14 protein-coding genes are annotated in these 17,021 nt (G+C 41.2%); 7 read left to right on the top strand and 7 right to left on the bottom strand.

Features of this window, described 5'->3' with window-relative positions:
* Nucleotides 1–40 precede the first annotated feature (40 nt).
* From LN995_RS22125 to LN995_RS01590, 3 genes are all read right to left on the bottom strand, one after another.
* The gene (locus tag LN995_RS22125) at nucleotides 41–346 is read right to left on the bottom strand and encodes a DUF6660 family protein (protein WP_377470518.1); all 306 of its coding nucleotides are present in this window, start codon (nucleotides 344–346) and stop codon (nucleotides 41–43) included.
* Between the two features lie 256 nt (nucleotides 347–602).
* The gene (locus tag LN995_RS01595; RefSeq protein WP_229957720.1) at nucleotides 603–1,337 is read right to left on the bottom strand and encodes a fasciclin domain-containing protein; all 735 of its coding nucleotides are present in this window, start codon (nucleotides 1,335–1,337) and stop codon (nucleotides 603–605) included.
* Nucleotides 1,338–1,444: 107 nt separating this feature from the next.
* Complete coding sequence (locus tag LN995_RS01590) at nucleotides 1,445–2,344, bottom strand: 3-keto-disaccharide hydrolase (RefSeq protein WP_229957717.1); 900 nt, start codon at nucleotides 2,342–2,344, stop codon at nucleotides 1,445–1,447.
* Nucleotides 2,345–2,541: 197 nt separating this feature from the next.
* On the opposite strand from LN995_RS01590, the gene LN995_RS01585 reads away from it, so the two are divergent.
* Entirely contained in the window at nucleotides 2,542–3,405 is an 864-nt protein-coding gene (locus tag LN995_RS01585; protein WP_229957716.1) for an AraC family transcriptional regulator, read from the top strand.
* Nucleotides 3,406–3,601: 196 nt separating this feature from the next.
* On the opposite strand, the gene LN995_RS01580 is transcribed toward LN995_RS01585, so the two are convergent.
* Nucleotides 3,602–3,760, bottom strand: a complete 159-nt coding sequence (locus LN995_RS01580) for a hypothetical protein (RefSeq protein ID WP_229957714.1) — start codon at nucleotides 3,758–3,760, stop codon at nucleotides 3,602–3,604.
* A 267-nt stretch (nucleotides 3,761–4,027) separates the two neighbouring features.
* Between LN995_RS01580 and LN995_RS01575 the strand changes: the two genes are divergently transcribed.
* The gene (locus LN995_RS01575) at nucleotides 4,028–6,496 is read left to right on the top strand and encodes a penicillin-binding protein 1A (RefSeq protein WP_229957712.1); all 2,469 of its coding nucleotides are present in this window, start codon (nucleotides 4,028–4,030) and stop codon (nucleotides 6,494–6,496) included.
* A 40-nt stretch (nucleotides 6,497–6,536) separates the two neighbouring features.
* Complete coding sequence (locus tag LN995_RS01570; protein ID WP_229957711.1) at nucleotides 6,537–6,935, top strand: ACT domain-containing protein; 399 nt, start codon at nucleotides 6,537–6,539, stop codon at nucleotides 6,933–6,935.
* A gap of 230 nt (nucleotides 6,936–7,165) precedes the next feature.
* On the opposite strand, the gene LN995_RS01565 is transcribed toward LN995_RS01570, so the two are convergent.
* Both LN995_RS01565 and LN995_RS01560 read right to left on the bottom strand, forming a co-directional pair.
* Nucleotides 7,166–7,375: a response regulator transcription factor gene (locus LN995_RS01565; RefSeq protein ID WP_229957709.1), complete on the bottom strand. Its 210-nt coding sequence runs from the start codon at nucleotides 7,373–7,375 to the stop codon at nucleotides 7,166–7,168.
* Nucleotides 7,376–7,669: 294 nt separating this feature from the next.
* Nucleotides 7,670–8,827 carry a hypothetical protein gene (locus LN995_RS01560; RefSeq protein ID WP_229957707.1) on the bottom strand — a complete coding sequence of 386 codons (1,158 nt, stop codon included), beginning with the start codon at nucleotides 8,825–8,827 and terminating at the stop codon, nucleotides 7,670–7,672.
* 314 nt (nucleotides 8,828–9,141) lie between these two features.
* On the opposite strand from LN995_RS01560, the gene LN995_RS01555 reads away from it, so the two are divergent.
* The 4 genes from LN995_RS01555 to LN995_RS01540 all read left to right on the top strand — a co-directional run bounded on the left by LN995_RS01555 (nucleotide 9,142) and on the right by LN995_RS01540 (nucleotide 15,936).
* Nucleotides 9,142–12,396, top strand: a complete 3,255-nt coding sequence (locus LN995_RS01555; protein WP_229957787.1) for a S41 family peptidase — start codon at nucleotides 9,142–9,144, stop codon at nucleotides 12,394–12,396.
* Nucleotides 12,397–12,659: 263 nt separating this feature from the next.
* Nucleotides 12,660–13,652 (top strand): SDR family oxidoreductase, encoded by a 993-nt coding sequence (locus LN995_RS01550; protein WP_229957705.1) that lies wholly within the window; start codon nucleotides 12,660–12,662, stop codon nucleotides 13,650–13,652.
* Nucleotides 13,639–14,562, top strand: coding sequence for an SDR family NAD(P)-dependent oxidoreductase (locus LN995_RS01545; protein WP_229957704.1), 924 nt, complete (start codon nucleotides 13,639–13,641; stop codon nucleotides 14,560–14,562). The genes LN995_RS01550 and LN995_RS01545 overlap by 14 nt, the downstream gene beginning before the upstream one ends.
* Nucleotides 14,563–15,309: 747 nt before the next feature.
* Complete coding sequence (locus LN995_RS01540; protein ID WP_229957702.1) at nucleotides 15,310–15,936, top strand: DNA-3-methyladenine glycosylase family protein; 627 nt, start codon at nucleotides 15,310–15,312, stop codon at nucleotides 15,934–15,936.
* Nucleotides 15,937–16,106: 170 nt separating this feature from the next.
* Here LN995_RS01540 and LN995_RS01535 read toward each other — a convergent pair whose 3' ends face one another.
* Nucleotides 16,107–17,018, bottom strand: a complete 912-nt coding sequence (locus tag LN995_RS01535; RefSeq protein ID WP_229957700.1) for a DUF58 domain-containing protein — start codon at nucleotides 17,016–17,018, stop codon at nucleotides 16,107–16,109.
* Nucleotides 17,019–17,021 lie beyond the last annotated feature (3 nt).

The following is a 17,021-nucleotide window of genomic DNA, read 5'->3' as shown; positions in this document are numbered from 1 at the left end:
TACCACATATATGTACAGTGACAATGTCACAACTATGGCATTAGCTTATCTTGGGGGGCTGCCAGATGGGATGGTAGTATTGTGTAAAAGTTCTTTGCTTATAGTGTGCAAAGTAACTGCTTTTAAACAGACGAAATGGCTGAACTGACTCTAAAGAGCTGCTAGAGACGGTAAAACCTACGCAAGTAGCGCAACTGTAGAAAGGGGAGCAAGTGTCAACACCATTATCATGGTTATCTGTCTGCTCAGTCTTAACTTCATTATCACTACAACTACCAGCCATGCAGCAAGGCAAAACCGAGAGTGCAACTACTAATATTATTAATATGATAGTTAAGACTTTCACAGTGCAAAAATACCACTTTCAATTTAAAACTTCAAAGGAAAAGATCTGTAGGTAATTATCTATTCATACAAAGTTGATAGCAGAAACAGCAAGTTCTACTTCAGTAGACAGAAAACTTTCATTGGTTTTAAAGCTTAAGCACTTGTTTGGTGTTTTCTTCTGTTACCAATGATTGGCGGGTTCATACATAAAAAAAGCTCTCTATTAATAGAGAGCTTTTTTTATGTATGAAAGTATAGTTCTTTATTTTAGAGCTTTATCTTAAGGTACCTTGGTTTACATTCTCGGTTGGCATAATCACGGCGTCTATCACATGAATTCTACCGTTAGATGCTTCAATGTCGTTCTTCACCACCTGGGCACCACCTACAGTAGTTACAGAACCATTCAGGCGTCTTTCTACAGGTATATAGCTGTCCTCTGACATTTGAATGCGTGTATTATCCTCTAGTTGTGCTGATGATACATCTGAAGGCAACACATGAGCCTGCAGTACCCGGTAAAGCAGGGCTTTATTTTCAGGCATCAGAAAAGATTCAAGCTTTTCTTCAGGTATTTTGCTGAATGCCTCGTTGGTTGGGGCAAAAAGAGTTAGTTTGTCTACACGCTGCAGGTCATCGACCATGTCAGCTTGCTCAATTAACTTTACGAAAGTGGAAAGATTAGGCGAAGATTTAATCAGCGACATAACATCATACTGCTCAGTATCGTCGATATCTTCAAACATATCGCCGACTTCAACAAGGTTGTCCATTGTCAGCGCTGTGACAGACAAAGTCGCAACCGGAACCACTGCCTGCTCTTCTACTACCAACACATCTACATCGTCTCTATTGGTATCCGAGGCGTTCCCGGCCATAGTAGCAGTTTCACTCATAGATGTACCACCCATGGCAGTTGTTCCTAAATTTTCATTTGAACTAGCGCAGCCATACATAGTGAACGCAGCCAGCACCATGGCTGCCAAGGGGTTTAAAATTATCTTTTTCATAGCTTTTTATCAGTTTAATTTAAAACAATACAAGAAGTAAATATTTCTTCTTACTATATTTAACTGATTAAATGCAAAGTTGTTACACTATTGTTGTTTTTACATACTTAGCTCTTAAAATAGGAAGCATAACTTTTTGGCAGCTCTTTAATGCTTTTGATTTTAACATCTTTATAATACACTTCTGCTGCTTCGCTTTGTAGTTGAATTTTTCCTCTAGTAAGAGGTACTGGCTTGCCATTATCCATGTAGCGGGAATTTTGAAGAACCATTACAACATGTCCGTTTACGATATGCAGGCTCTTGTCTCGGAAGCAAACTAATTCAATTTCTGTCCATTCTCCTTCCGGGCTTTCATGGTCTTCGCTACGCAGGCAAAAACCTTCTGTGTCCGTTCCTGCACCAAGAGCAAGAAAAGGCCTTCTGGTACTTGCTACTGTATTCATATTTCCTTCTGGTATGAAAGCACGCACATCTATGGCTGAAGAAGCAATTGTCCAGTAGTCCCCCATGTGACCCTCCATTATCTGGAACTCCTGTGAAAGCATCCATGCACGCCAATAGTCTTTTCCGCACGCACCAATCGAATGATATAGCACGCCAGAATCCTTTAACTTATCAGTTCTTGGCACCCACTTTTTGTCTCCCCATTTTACTTTAAGTTTCAAATGGTAATTTTCAAATTCCTGCTTTGTAAAAACACATCCGTATATTTCACCACTTATCTTCAAGACTGGTTCGCCGTTTTCCTCCATCACAGTGAATACATTATTGGTGTTCTTGTTGTACCCGATAGGTTCTATCGGCCTCCCATCCTCCTCTTTGGGCATTTCTCCGTTATAACTGTCAGTATGTCGGTAGCTCAGGTACATCTCCCAATTTGATAGGTCTCTGTCAAGCAAAGGCACCCATTCTTCTCTCTTATAAAAAGAACTCAAGCAAAACATTAGGCACAGTACAGAAGCACTGGTTATATAGCCTATTATAACTTTAGGTGTAATTTTCATATGGATCATTAGGTTAAAACTAAACAGTATGTAAGCATCTCCACCTTAAACAGAAGGATGTAGTACTGACTCGTATTTGATCAATTTTGCCAGTAAACAGATAATCAGTCTCAAAAGTAAAAAAAGGAATTTGCTGCACTGTTGTACAAATCCATTGTTTTATGGTAGGTCTGCATATTTATTTGTACTTTCATTCTATGAGGCGCTACATTCAATATGAACCCTTCAATATTTACTTGTTCGACACGAGCAAATGGCAGCACCCTGTTCATAAGCATAGCTATTTTGAAATTATATTCATCAGGAGCGGACGAGGCCTTCATGTGATAAACGACAATACTATTCTATACACAGCTGGCGATGTGTTTTTGCTCGGTCCAGAAGATTATCATTATTTTGACATTCAGGACCATACTACCTTCTGCTATATTCGGTTTACAGAGGTTTATATAAAAGATGAGGTAAAACTACGTGCTGCTGACTGGACACAGGCAATAGAATATCTTCTAAACTCCCCCTATCAGTGCAATGGGTCTATCGTTACCGATACTAAAGAGAAGGAACACCTAGACCGTTTACTTTCTGTGCTGCTTTATGAATATAGCCATCGTGGAGAGGGCTCCTGCGAACACATCATGTGTAGCATTATGAAAGCTATGCTTGGCATTCTGTCAAAAAACATGGTACGGCAGAAGCTAGTTGAAAGAGATAAAACAAAACACTCCCGGCTTATCGAGGACATTATGCTGTACATTAGCCAGCATATTTATGAACCTGATGCTTTGCGTTTAGAGCGACTGGTGGAAAAGTTTAATTACTCTGCTAGTTACCTGAGCATTTTTTTTAAGAAGCAAACTGGTGAACCTTTGCAGCAATATATTTTAAAGTATAAGCTTAAGATGATTGAGAGCCGCCTGCAGTTAAGTGAAACAAGCATCGCTCAGACTGCTTATGATTTTGGTTTTGCGGATGGGAGCCACCTTAATAAGCTGTTTAAGAAGTACTATGGTGTTGCCCCTGGTGCTTACAGAGTTAGTAAAACTATTCATAAAACGAAATAAGATTTCCGGAATGCTTTCTGATTAAGAATAATTTTAAGCTCAGGTAAATACACTTTATCCACTAACAGTTCTAGCCTAGATATAGGCAGACTGTATTATACTGCATTCAGACAGGGGGAGCGTATTTAGTCATCTTCTTTCAAAGATTCTATAGCCATTCAATGAATTTTCAATGCAATCTATTTATCTATGCGGCTTAAGTTGTACTTGCTATCCTGGCTTTACTGATAAAGTTACCATCAACCCCATTAATTTTAGCTTCAATTGTCTTTTCCATTGCAAGATACAGACTATCTGTCTTTTGAACACCCTTCACGTAAGCAACATATACACCATAAATTATCGCTTTCAGCACAGTATCAAAAGTTAATTTCATAATCGTATATGGGAGCATGAATAACAAAAAGAGGTATAACAGCTTCTGTTTTTTATCTATAATTATTGATTTCAGCTATTATTATGACTCTATTTACAATTACTTAATATGGCCTGATTCTTGTCGAGCCTCACCATAAAACAAAACCAGCTCTGAGAATTACTGGAGTTGGCATTTATAACAAACTGACCCGAATAAAGTAAAAGCCCAGGTGGCTTTGGTTAATTGTTGGTATCAAGAAAGAACATGAGGCGTACGCTGTTAAAGATCATCAGACTATTAGTTTACGGAGTTATTTCACCTGTTGTGAAGCTGTTAAAAGTACAGCTGCATCAATTTTATCTGAGTCAGAAACCAAAGCTTACCCTTTCATATTGGCACCACAAATGGTCAATGTTCCGGCAGTTTAGCTGGAAAGAAGCAAACGTTACTGACTTTATGAAAATCTTTAGACTAGCTTATAAGTTTGGCTTGTGGTTGCTTCTGTTTCTTGTTATTTTCTATGGAGCAATATATATCGGGGCGCTGGGACACATTCCGTCCCGAAACGAGTTAAAATCAAACATCACGAATACAGCCTCAGAAGTTTATTCTGCTGACAGTGTTCTACTAGGTCGTTATTACATTCAGGACCGGACGAATATAAAATTTGACGACATAGCTACTCCTGCCATCAGTGCTCTTATAGCCACAGAAGATGTGCGGTTCTATGAACACGAAGGCGTCGATGTCAAAAGCTTGTTTCGGGTACTGGTAAAATCGATTCTGTTGCAGGATGAAAGCTCTGGCGGCGGCAGTACATTAAGTCAGCAGCTTGCCAAGAACCTGTACCCTCGCAAAGATTACTGGTTTTGGGATATGCCGGTAAACAAGATGCGTGAGATGATTATAGCACGTAAGCTGGAAGGCATTTACTCTAAAGAAGAGATATTGGAGCTATACCTGAACACAGTGCCAATGGGTGGAAACCTTTACGGCATTGAGCGGGCATCACATCGCTTTTTTAACACCTCAGCTGATTCTCTTAAAACGGAAGAAGCAGCTGTACTTATTGGGATGCTGAAAGCGACTACCACCTATAACCCTCGTCTGAACCTGGAGCGTTCGAAACAGCGGCGTAATGTGGTGCTTAGCCAAATGGCCAAGTACGGCTATATTGCTCCGGCAGAAGCTGACTCACTTAAGCAGTTACCTTTAACCTTACACTACCGCTATACGACACACAACGATGGAATAGCGCCTTATTTCCGGGAACAGCTACGCCAGGAACTAGTTAGGTGGTCTGCCTCAAAACGCAAAAGAAACGGCGACCATTATAACCTGTACACAGACGGGCTAAAGATTTACACAACTATCGATGCCAAAATGCAGGTGCATGCTGAGCGTGCCTTGCATCGTAGAATGGCATCACTGCAAAAACAATTCGATGCGCATTGGAAAGGCCGCACTCCGTGGGGAAATGATATTAGTGTCGTAAAGAATGCTGTATTCCGATCTGACAGGTATAAAAAGCTGAAAGCTGAAGGCATGTCTGAAGAGGAGATTGTAGAAGTTTTTAAGCAGCCTGTACCTATGAATGTGTTCAGCTGGAGTGGAAACACAAAAAAGTCAATGAGTCCACTTGATTCTGTCGCTTACTACCAACGCTTTTTGAACGCAGGCTTGCTCTCCGTAGAACCCGAAACTGGGTATGTCAAAGCCTGGGTAGGAGGCATTGACCATCATTTCTTTCAGTACGACCACATAAAATCGCGGCGACAGGTAGGCTCTATTTTTAAACCAATTGTGTATGCGGCTGCCCTGGAAAAAGGTATTGCACCCTGCACTTTTTTCCCAAATGAGCTTAAGACTTATCCTGAATACGATAATTGGTCGCCACATAATGCAACTGAACAGTATGGAGGAGAATACTCTATGCGTGGCGCACTTGCCCATTCTGTAAATACTGTTTCGGCTCAGCTTATAATGCAGGCTGGTGTAGACAAAACAGTAGCTTTAGCACACAGAATCGGGATTCAAAGCGATTTACCTGCTGTACCATCGCTGGCTCTAGGTACAGCTGACCTGTCATTATTTGAAATGGTAAGTGCTTATTCATCTTTTGCCAACAATGGCAGGCATGCTACACCTGTATACATCAAAACGATCACAGACAGTAATGGTAAAGTATTATTGCAACATGCCCCAGGTAAAGATGCAAGACGTGTATTGTCTAAGAAAAATGCTGCTATTATGCTGCAGCTAATGCAGAGCGTTGTGGAAGAAGGAAGTGGCAGGCGGCTGCGCTCAGAATTTGGATTGGCGATGGACATTGCCGGCAAAACAGGCACTACGCAAGATCAGGCAGATGGCTGGTTTATTGGCATTACTCCTAATCTGGTAACAGGCGTTTGGGTAGGTGCAGAAAGCCCTAAAGTACGTTTCAGAACCCTTGCATTAGGACAGGGTTCTAACACTGCTTTACCTGTCTGGGGCGAATTCATGAAGCGGGTGTCTCAGGATAAAGCCTTTGCAGAGCTGCGGAGAAGTAAATTTCAGCCATTACCGGCCAACCTGCAGGCCAGCTTATCCTGTGAGTCGTTCCGGACAGGGCCTCCGCCAAAAGAAAACTTTTTTGACCGGCTCTTAGACAACGTTACCGAAAAGGCGGTTCAAACTTATGAAGAGTGGAAAGAGAAGCTGAGGAAACGTAAACCAAGAAAAAAGAACAGGTAGTAATAGATAAACTACTAAGACTTTACTAATCACTTTTTAAATGAACGGAGAAACAAACCTTGCTATTCTTTTAAACCAGATGACACCCGAACTAAATGAGGGAGAATATGTTTTCTGTCAGGTCTCAAATTCAATCAGTTTTGATACTGCTGATGCAATTTGTCAGTTCAGAGAAAAAGAAGGTTTAACAGCAATACTTCCAAGGCAAGTGGCTGACAAATTACAACTGAAATATTCCTTTATCGCCTCCTGGATTACTCTTACAGTTCATTCCTCATTAGAGGCAGTCGGACTTACTGCGGCTTTCTCCAATGCTTTGGCTGAAGCGGGCATAAGCTGTAATGTTATTGCAGCCTTTTATCATGACCACATTTTTGTATCAACTAAGGATTCACAAAAAGCAATGCAGGTATTAAAAGCTCTAACTGAGAAACATTAAGCCAAAGGCTCTACAGCCAACTGGCAATAATGGAGTGAAAAACAGATAATTGAGGTTGCTAATAACAAACAGGTTGTAGTTTCTCTTTTTAAACTGAAGCCAAATGTCTTCTACTCTTGCAAAAGTTACACTTGCAGTGGTTAAATTAAGCAGTTGTTGAGAACGCGGATGTTATACATTTCAATGTATAACTTTTACTTTTACCTAAAAGCTTTATTTAGTAAGAATTATTACTTAAGAACGCCTCCTAAATAGGCCCAGGTAATCATCTCGTTCGGGTGCTTCCGATCCAACTTGTTTAACATATTCTGGAGGCTAACTTCTACTGCTTTTTCTGTTACACCAAAGACTTCACCTATCTGCTTATTTGTAAGCCCATCTGCCAAAAGCATTATAATTTCACATTCCTGTTCATTAAGAAGTTTCTCATTACGATTCATAAACCGGGCAGTTTAAGGCCATATTTCCTTTACCAGAATCAAATATCGACATATCCTAATAAACGAACAATACCTACTTCTTGGTATTTCCTTACGTAAAATAACTGTCCAATTTGATAAATCTTTTACAAAGGAATCAACCCTAAAACAAAACTACCTAAAGCAAGCGACCTCTCATCACGAAGCAACTATTATTTTAATTTTTAGCAACATATTAGTATCAACGTAAAACCACTAAGTTTTTCGACAAAGGCGCGTTTAACTCTTTACAAAGACTAATAAAAATATTCAATACTATTTCTTTACCGAAAGAACTTTTAGCTCTTCATCAATGCGTTGGTTCCATTGTTGTTGCGCCACCTGGTTAATACCATGCTGCGTTTCTTCGTCATACTGTTCCTGCAGGTGGTTCATCTCCCGAAAAGATTCAATATATTCATACTGGATGATACTGTTGTAGTCTGCAACGGTTAAGTTTTCAGGCTGTATTTTTTTTCGGAACCTCTCCGCAACCAGTTTGGCTATATCAAAATGTCGCTGCTCATGATTAAGCCCATAAGCATCTTTGGCATTTGCCTTCACCCAGGAAGAATGCTGTAGTACATACACCTTTAAGGTCAGATTTAAATGTATGATGCCATTGATAACCTCAGTTTCACCTTCGTATGCAAAACTAGGAAAAACGGCCGCTGCATAACGACCGGCCCTTGGTGCAGCACGAAAATCATCCCAGACAAGTGGTCTGTTCAGGGCATAAAAAACAGTGTCATTCACTGGATTCATAGCATAATCAGTAAAACTTACTTTTATACCTTTAGCCAGTTTTGGGTTGCTGTTCGCTTCATGGTCCATCCAGGTGTTCAGGTACTTTAGGGCCTCTACCAATGACTGCCGGAGTGACGGCTCTACAACTGTATTATGGCTGGCAGGGCGGTTATAACGGGCACCTCCTTTGTACTCCAGCAGAGGAATTCTTTCTCCATCGCCCTGCAAATCAAAGGCCATAGCTACTATTACCTTACCATCTACACGCCCTTTGTCACCAACTGTTTCTGTAACACGGCATTCTTTTAAGCGCACTACCACAGGGCGCAGCTTCACATTGCGGGGCGTTCCCTGCCAGATAAACTGACGGATAGCTGTTAAGCCTCCCCCTTGTAAATCAACAGAACGTGTTTTAACAGATTGAGCAGCACCAACAGCATCTGGAAACAACCAGGCTACAGCTGTCCGGTTTTCACGTTCATCAATAACTTCAGAAATATAATATTCTTTCGGAGTAAAAGGCATCTGCTCTGCCAAGAGCGTGATAGGCTCATTATCTGCCACTGGCTGTCCGGCCGCAAAAAATAGCACTATCAGAAAAATAGCAGAACCCCAAAGGCTTACCTTTCCCCATAAAGCAGGCTTGTTTACCTGCACATGCTGTTTACCTAAAAGCTTATTTATCATTAAAATTAAAGTAGAGAGTAGTATTAGAGACACTAACCATGGCTTATGATGTATAAGCAATCCACTATTATGCCTCCCCAAGTAGATGAACACTAACAGATTTGTTTTTGGTTCGCTACCAAGAATTATAATAGTAGACTAAATATCCCTCCGAAAGCTAAATTAACACAGCTGCTCTTTTACTGTCTGCAGCAGTTGCTACAGAAACTACTCCACTAGACATAGTTGCTTTTACCCTCTTTTACAGCAAACGTCAAAAGAGCCGTTACTTTTAAATTTGTCTTGCTTAAATTAGAGGCTTATTAAAACCTATGATGAAAAAGATTGCTTGTTCTCTCTTCCTGTTCGCAGGAACATTTTTTTCAGCGATGGGGCAAAATGAACCCTCATGGCTGCGTTATCCTTCCCTATCTCCAGATGGAAAAACAATTGTATTCACCTACAAAGGAGATTTGTACTCTGTTCCTGCAACTGGTGGTAATGCTTACCCCCTGACATTGCACGAAGCTCACGATTTTATGCCTGTCTGGAGCCACGATGGCAAGTCTGTTGTTTTCGCCAGTGATCGCTATGGTAATTTCGACTTGTTCAAAATTCCGGCTACAGGTGGAGAAGCACAACGGCTGACTTACCATTCGGCCAATGAGTATCCGTATGAGTTCAGCCCGGACGATAAAACTGTTTACTTCGGGTCTACCAGAATGGATGCAGCCAGCAACAGGCAGTTCCCTACTGGCTCTATGCCTGAGCTTTATAAGGTAGCTGTTACAGGTGGCCAGGTGCAACAGGTGTTAACCACACCAGCTGAAGATATTAAGTTCAGCAAAAATGGCCAGGTAATGCTCTATCACGACAAGAAAGGCGGAGAAAACCAGTGGCGCAAGCATCATGTTTCTTCTGTTACCCGCGACATCTGGATGTATGACACTCAAAGCGGGAAGCACACCAAACTGACTAGCTATGCCGGTGAAGATCGCAATCCTGTTTTTGCTGATAACGAGAAAACCATTTATTACCTGGGTGAAACCAGCGGCACATTTAACGTGCACAAAATGTCAGCCGATAATCCGGCAGCAGCTACACAGGTAACATCTTTTACCAAACATCCGGTTCGCTTCTTAAGCGCCTCAAATAATGGCACCCTTTGCTTTAGCTATGATGGGCAGCTCTATACCAAACAACCTTCTGGTGAAGCTCAAAAAGTAAATATCCGTATAGCTGCTGATGTCAAATCTAACAACAACCAGATCATTTCTGTAGGCAGTGGTGTCCGTGATATGGCTGTATCTCCGAATGGCAAAGAGGTGGCCTTTGTTTTCCGTGGTGAGGTGTTTGTAAGTGCTGTGGAAGGCAGTATGACTAAAAGAATCACTAACACACCGGAGCAAGAGCGTACCGTTAGCTTCTCCCCAGACGGAAAATCTTTATTGTATGCCAGCGAAAGAGGCAAGGGCTGGAAAATCTATCAAACAGATATAGTCCGCAAAGAAGAGCCTTACTTTTATACTTCTACGGTGTTGAAGGAAACAGCTATTATAGATAACGAAAACCAAAACTACCAGCCGCAGTACTCTCCAGACGGCAAAGAAATAGCATTTATTGAAAACAGGGCAACCTTAAAGGTTTATAATGTAGCCAGCAAGCAGGTTCGTACACTTCTCACCACAAATGAACTGTTTTCGATGCGCGACAACGACCAGTACTTTACCTGGAGCCCCGACAACAAGTGGCTTTTGTTTGAATATTCTGAACCTGGCTTTGCCAATGGTGAAGTAGGCATTATTGCGGCAGATGGGAAAAGCAAAAAGATAAACCTTACCCAGAGCGGCTTTCAGGATTTTGCACCCAAATGGATGATGGATGGCAAAATAATGATCTGGAGCAGTACTCGCGATGGCATGCGTAGCCAGGCTAACAGTGGTGGTGCACAGGCTGATGTTTATGCGATGTTTTTCACACAGGATGCTTTCGATAAGTTTCACTTGAGTGAAGAAGAGTACACGCTTTTAAAGGAGCAGGAAGAGAAAGCTGAAAAAGAAAAGAAAGAACAGCTTGAAAAACATAAAGACAAAAAGAAAAAAGATAAGAAAGAGGAAAAGCCAGCTACAGAGTTAGTGAAAATTGACTGGGAAGGGCTAGACACCAGAAAAGAAAAACTGACGCTTCATTCTTCTAACCTATCAGACGCTTTAGTGTCTAAAGACGGTGAGACACTGTACTACCTGGCTAAGTTCGAAAAAGGCTATAACTTATGGAGCACCAACCTCCGCACCAAAGAAACAAAGATTGCAGTTACGCTTAATGCCCAGGGAGCCAGCATGGCATGGGATAAAGAGCAAAAGAATATTTTCTTATCAACAGGTGGTAAAATAATTAAACTGGACCCTGAAAAAGGGAAGCAGGAACCTGTTAAAATTAATGGTGAAATGCACCTTGACATAGCTGCTGAAAGAGCTTTTATGTTTGACCATGTATGGCAACGTACAAAACAAACATTCTACACAGCAGGTTATCATGGCGCTAAGTGGGACGAGTTGAAAACAGATTATGAAAAGTATCTCCCGCACATCGGCAACAACTATGAGTTTTCTGAAATGTTAAGTGAGTTATTAGGAGAATTGAATGTTTCTCACTCAGGTTCCAGCTACTATGGCAACTCCGAAAATAGCGATGCCACAGCTTCTCTAGGTGCTTTTTATGATCAGACTTACACAGGCAGTGGCTTAAAAATAGAGGAGATAATAGCAGGAGGTCCGTTAACGAAGGCTGGTTTAAATCTCAAAGAGGGAATGGTTATCGAAAAAATTGATGGAGAAGCGATTACACCGGACAAAGATTATGCTCAGTTCCTAAACCGTAAAGCAGATAAAAACACACTCCTGACAGTTTATGACCCTTCTGCTAAAAGCAGGAGAGAAGTTATTGTGAAGCCGGTTTCTACAGCAGATGAAAACACACTGCTATACAAGCGTTGGGTTCGCCGTAATGCCAATGAAGTAGATCGCCTGAGTAACGGCCAGTTGGGTTACGTACACATTCCTGGCATGAACGACCCAAGCTACCGTACTGTTTACGAAGAAGTAATGGGTAAGTACGCCAACAGAAAAGGTATGGTTGTAGACACCCGAAACAACGGAGGCGGTGACCTGGTAGCAGACCTTGCCATGTTCCTGAGTGGCAAGAAGTTCTTGGATTATACCACAGATACTCGTTCTAACGGTACAGAGCCTTTCTTCCGCTGGACCAAGCCAAGCATTGCCCTTGCTAACGAAGCAAATTACAGCGACGGCCATTGTTTTGCCTTCAGCTATATGGACCTGAAACTGGGGAAACTCGTCGGCATGCCAGTACCAGGCACCTGTACTTTTGCCGGCTGGGAAGTACTGCAGGACAACAGCGTTCGTTGGGGCGTTCCACCATTAGGCGTGAAAGACGTGCAAGGTCATTACCTGGAAAACCTGCAGACACAACCAGACATTGTGGTGATGAATGAATACGAGCAGGTAAGTAAAGGAAAAGATCAACAGTTAGAAACAGCCGTTAAAGAGTTATTGAAAGAGGTAGAATAGCAGCTTTTTCATATTCCTATCCGAGGCCTCCTGAGTTTACACTCAGGAGGCTTTTTTTGCTCCAGTGATCTCCTAAAACCCAAAACCACCCCTAGGCTGGCATCAAAGAAGCTAATCAACAAAAACGATTTTAACATTTGGGCGGTATAATATTACGTGTAATAGTAAAACAGCAAAGTTAAAACTGGTATTGTGTGTTTGGTTATAGCTATCAAAAATTCATCTAAAGGAGCAAGAACCATCACAAAAAACGGCTCAACTATATGAGAACATTTATTACAGGTGCTACAGGGTATATAGGAGAACAACTAGCTACAAAACTAGCCTCAGATAACCATCATGTTGTTGCATTGGTAAGGTCACCTGAAAAAGCCGGAAGTTTAGCTGCAGCCGGAGTAGAATGTGTAACAGGGGACTTGCATGATCAAGAGGCCATAGAAAACGGCATGAAAGGGTGTGATACGGTTTTTCATCTCGCGGCATATGCAAGCGTTTGGCCTGAAGATGAAGAAGTCTTCAGAAAAACAAATGTGCTGGGTACCAAAACCATACTGGATGCAGCCATTAAAAATGGTGTAAAAAAAGTAGTGGTCACCTCTACTGCTGGTGTTTACGGACCATCAGATTCTGCAATTTCGGCAGTAGATGAAAACACTACCCGCTCCTGCCCTTATTTCGCTGCCTATGAGGCAACAAAAGCCAAGGCTGAAGCATTAGCCAAAGAGTATGCTAAAAATGGGCTTCATGTTGTAATTGTAAACCCCGCCAGAGTATACGGACCAGGCAGACGCAGTGAGAGTAATGCCATCAATAAACTTGCACAGCTATACCTCGAAAACAAATGGCACTACATTCCTGGAAGCGGCAAAAGCACAGGCAGCTACTGTTATATAGATGATGTGGTGGACGGGCACATAAAAGCATTGGAACAGGGCCGTAGCGGAGAGGTATATTTATTTGGAGGAGAAAATGCTTCATATGACAGGTTCTTTCACCTGTTGCAGAAGCTCTCCGGCAAACAAAAGAAACTCTATCGTATCCCTGTCAACCTTTTGGTTACGGCAAGCCGCCTGATGGTTTTCTGGGCACGTACCACTAATACAAAACCATTGATTACGCCCAACTGGGTAAAGAAGTACATGTACAACTGGAGTGTATCAAGCCAGAAAGCAGTACATGAGCTAAACTATACGATTACACCTTTAGAAGAAGGTTTGAAAAGAACGTTAAATCATTTAAAATATGAGTATAGATAAGAACTACACTTTAATAACCGGTGCCAGTGCAGGAATAGGTAAAGCAATGGCGGAGGAGTGCGCTAGAAGGTTGCAGAACCTTATCCTGGTTGCCTTGCCTGGTACTGGTTTAGAGACTGTAGGAGATTTTCTCGGAAGTAAATATAAGGTTGATGTAAAGACCTTAGAATTGAATCTTGTAAAGCCACATGCCATTTCTTATTTATATGATTGGTGCCAGCAGCAAAACCTTAGAATTAACATTTTGATTAATAATGCCGGTACCGGAAACTACAGTTCATTTGTATCTACTTCGTTAGAGCAATACCAGAAAATGATACACCTGAACTCTGCAACAGTTGTATCTTTAACTAAAATGTTTGTTCCTAAACTTATGGAGCATTCGAAGTCTTATATTTTAAATGTTGGTAGCTTTGTTTCGTTGATGTCTGTACCTTATAAAAGTGTCTACTCCGCTACCAAAAGTTTTGTGCTAGCCTTTTCCAGAGCCTTACAAAGCGAACTGCAACAGCATGGGGTCTATGTAAGCTGCATTTGCCCTGGCCCTACCAGTACAGAAACTGTTATAAAGCGAAACAAATCTTTAGGCCGTAAATCAGACATATTGATGCAAACACCTGGCCAAGTAGCCAAACTAGCTATTGATGGTCTTTTAAAGAAAAAGGGATTGATCATTCCGGGGTGGAAAAACAAAGTTATCCTCAGGCTTGGCCCTCTTTTACCTTTCAGGCTCAGAAGCTATATCCTCGAAAGTATATTCAAATCTGGAATACAAAAGCAATCTGAGGAAGAGACCGGCTCTGTCAATTTGCGAACTTCTGAAGAAGAAAAGAAATGTCTCCCTCCTTTTATAGGAATCAGGTCTTATAGTAACTATATGTTTAAGAAAAACTTCTCTGAGGTAGCATAAGACAGAAGATTGATTCCAGGAGGTGTTATAAACCAAAGTAGCTTTATTATCTCGCTAGTATGAAAAGATAAATATTTAGTGCAGTATTTATTAATCTATATTTTGATTTTGGCAATGTAAAGATCATGCAGAGAATACTTGAATTAAGACACTGCAAGAATAATACAAAGCATTTTTTGCCATTTTTATAAAATTACTACCTTAAAATAAGTTTATTTTAACAAATATTTCATTTGATTAAATAAGTAAAAATTAATCTTTGTTAATATGTTTGGGTCTTATACATTTGCACCCTCTACAAACAATGTAGGGTGTTGAAATTGGCAGACAAGCCCTCCTATCTCGAGGGTGGAGGTTCTAGTACAAAGCAAGCTATTGCCTAACTACTCCGTGGAGGTTCGAGTCCTTCCCCTACAGCAGAAAAGTCCCTCTAGTAACTTAGAGGGACTTTTGCTTTTATCCCTAAAATACATCCAACAATAAAAGCTTGTTGAAAAGAAGACAAGTAATAAAACTATTCCATCTATCCTTTGCAATAAGCCTTACATATCTGTAACTGCGTTTAAAATACTATAACCTAGGTAATAAAGGTGGCTATACAAACCCATACCCGGCATATGCAATACTTAAACTCATGAACAAATGTTTATATTTAACATAATAAACAAACTTTAAACATTTAATAATTCCTCCTCCTATTGTTTAGCTATTCTTAAATAAGCAACTTGAGCAAAACAAAAAGAATTGATGTTGTTAGCACACCCTCCTGCCCCTGAAGTAATGTCCGTACTATCTCATGATCCGGTACTGACCCATATAATAGCCAATGGTAAATCGTTGAAATCAGCTAAATCAGAAGACCTGTACTTTAAACTGCTCAGTTCTATAGTGTCGCAACAACTCTCTACTAAGGTAGCGGCTACCATTTTCAGAAGGTTTTTAGAGTTGTTCCCTGAACAGTATCCTTACCCAGACCTTGTGCTGTCTGCACCTAACGAGACACTACGTGGGGCAGGTTTATCTTTCCAGAAGATTGGTTACTTACGAAATGTTGCCATGTTTGCAGCCAAGGGCAACCTTAACCACGCCATCATTGATGCTTTGGAAGACGAAGAACTTATAAAGCACCTGACACAAATTAAGGGAGTAGGTCGCTGGACAGTTGAGATGCTACTGATGTTTGCCTTAGAACGACCTGATGTGCTACCTGTAGATGATGTCGGAATACAAAATGCAATGAAAAGACATTATGGTTTAACAGAAACTGGCAAAGCATTACGTGTTCGAATGGCTGAAATCGGCGAAAGCTGGAGACCTTACAGAACAATAGCCTGTAAATACCTATGGCAGTCTTTGGATAACGAGCCGAAGTAAACAGTATTACAGCTTAAACAAATTTACCCTGTATGGCAAGATATTAAAAATGATAAAACGGTTTCAAAAATCTTCTATCCAAGAAAGGACTAAACTATAAATTTGACGCAGTATAATGCATTTACTACGACACAATTTGTAGCAACCTCCTCTCTATGTAATTAATCTTTTTACTTCACCTTAGCCCGCTTCACCAGGTAAGAATACAGTACCTTATCAAAAGGCTCACTGATATCAACCGGCACAAAATCTATTTTATACTGTCCGCATTTCAGCAGTAGATCACGCTTATAATTTTCGACAGCAGCGCGGTAGTGCTCTTTTACCTGAGAAGGCTGTAATTTTATCTCCTGCCCTGTTTCAACATCCACAAACACATAAGGCTGCTCGGCAAAATCAAATTCTTCCTCTGTTTTGCGGTCCATTACATGGAAAATAATCACCTCGTGGTTCTGGTGCTTCAGGTGTTGCAGGGCGGCAAAAATTTCATCGCTGTCTTCGTGGCGGCTCAGCATATCGCTAAAAATAATCACCAAAGAGCGCTTAGGTATCTGCTGGGCAATTTGGTTTACCACTACTGTTACATTGGTGTCTTTGCCTACAGGCTTGGCTTCCAGCTGCTTTTGCAAAATAAGCAAGAGCGTGTGCAAATGTGAGGACGTAGAACGAACAGGAGTTTGCAGCTCAATTCTATCAGAAAAAGTAACCAAGCCTACGGCATCTCTTTGCTTACGAAGCAGCGTAGCCAGGGCAGCAGCACAAAGAGCGCTAAAAGTAATTTTGCCGTGGCTATCGGTTGGGTAATACATAGAGGGGGATACATCCAGGAGCAGATGGCATCTAAGATTAGTCTCTTCCTCGTAACGTTTTACAAAAAGCTTATCAGTTCTTGCAAACACTTTCCAGTCGATGTGACGGGTGGTTTCACCACTGTTATACAGGCGGTGCTCTGAAAACTCTACCGAAAAGCCATGATACGGCGACTGGTGCAGGCCAGTAATAAAGCCCTCTACCAATTGCTTCGCCAGAAACTCCATGTTTTCGAATTTCTTAACATCAGCAAGGGTAAGAGGCTTTTTCATAAG

This window comes from Pontibacter silvestris (assembly GCF_020907275.1).
In the GTDB taxonomy this organism is placed as follows: domain Bacteria; phylum Bacteroidota; class Bacteroidia; order Cytophagales; family Hymenobacteraceae; genus Pontibacter; species Pontibacter silvestris.
The sequence above is the reverse complement of the archived record's forward strand: the minus strand, read 5'-3'. Positions and strand labels throughout refer to the sequence as shown.

Excerpts from the sequence above, each read along its gene's own strand:
- LN995_RS01595 (WP_229957720.1), bottom strand. The coding sequence starts at position 1,337 with ATGAAAAAGATAATTTTAAACCCCTTGGCAGCCATGGTGCTGGCTGCG.
- LN995_RS01590 (WP_229957717.1), bottom strand. The coding sequence starts at position 2,344 with ATGAAAATTACACCTAAAGTTATAATAGGCTATATAACCAGTGCTTCT.
- LN995_RS01585 (WP_229957716.1), top strand. The coding sequence starts at position 2,542 with ATGAGGCGCTACATTCAATATGAACCCTTCAATATTTACTTGTTCGAC.
- LN995_RS01575 (WP_229957712.1), top strand. The coding sequence starts at position 4,028 with ATGAGGCGTACGCTGTTAAAGATCATCAGACTATTAGTTTACGGAGTT.
- LN995_RS01570 (WP_229957711.1), top strand. The coding sequence starts at position 6,537 with ATGAACGGAGAAACAAACCTTGCTATTCTTTTAAACCAGATGACACCC.
- LN995_RS01565 (WP_229957709.1), bottom strand. The coding sequence starts at position 7,375 with ATGAATCGTAATGAGAAACTTCTTAATGAACAGGAATGTGAAATTATA.
- LN995_RS01560 (WP_229957707.1), bottom strand. The coding sequence starts at position 8,827 with ATGATAAATAAGCTTTTAGGTAAACAGCATGTGCAGGTAAACAAGCCT.
- LN995_RS01555 (WP_229957787.1), top strand. The coding sequence starts at position 9,142 with ATGAAAAAGATTGCTTGTTCTCTCTTCCTGTTCGCAGGAACATTTTTT.
- LN995_RS01550 (WP_229957705.1), top strand. The coding sequence starts at position 12,660 with ATGAGAACATTTATTACAGGTGCTACAGGGTATATAGGAGAACAACTA.
- LN995_RS01545 (WP_229957704.1), top strand. The coding sequence starts at position 13,639 with ATGAGTATAGATAAGAACTACACTTTAATAACCGGTGCCAGTGCAGGA.
- LN995_RS01540 (WP_229957702.1), top strand. The coding sequence starts at position 15,310 with ATGTTGTTAGCACACCCTCCTGCCCCTGAAGTAATGTCCGTACTATCT.
- LN995_RS01535 (WP_229957700.1), bottom strand. The coding sequence starts at position 17,018 with ATGAAAAAGCCTCTTACCCTTGCTGATGTTAAGAAATTCGAAAACATG.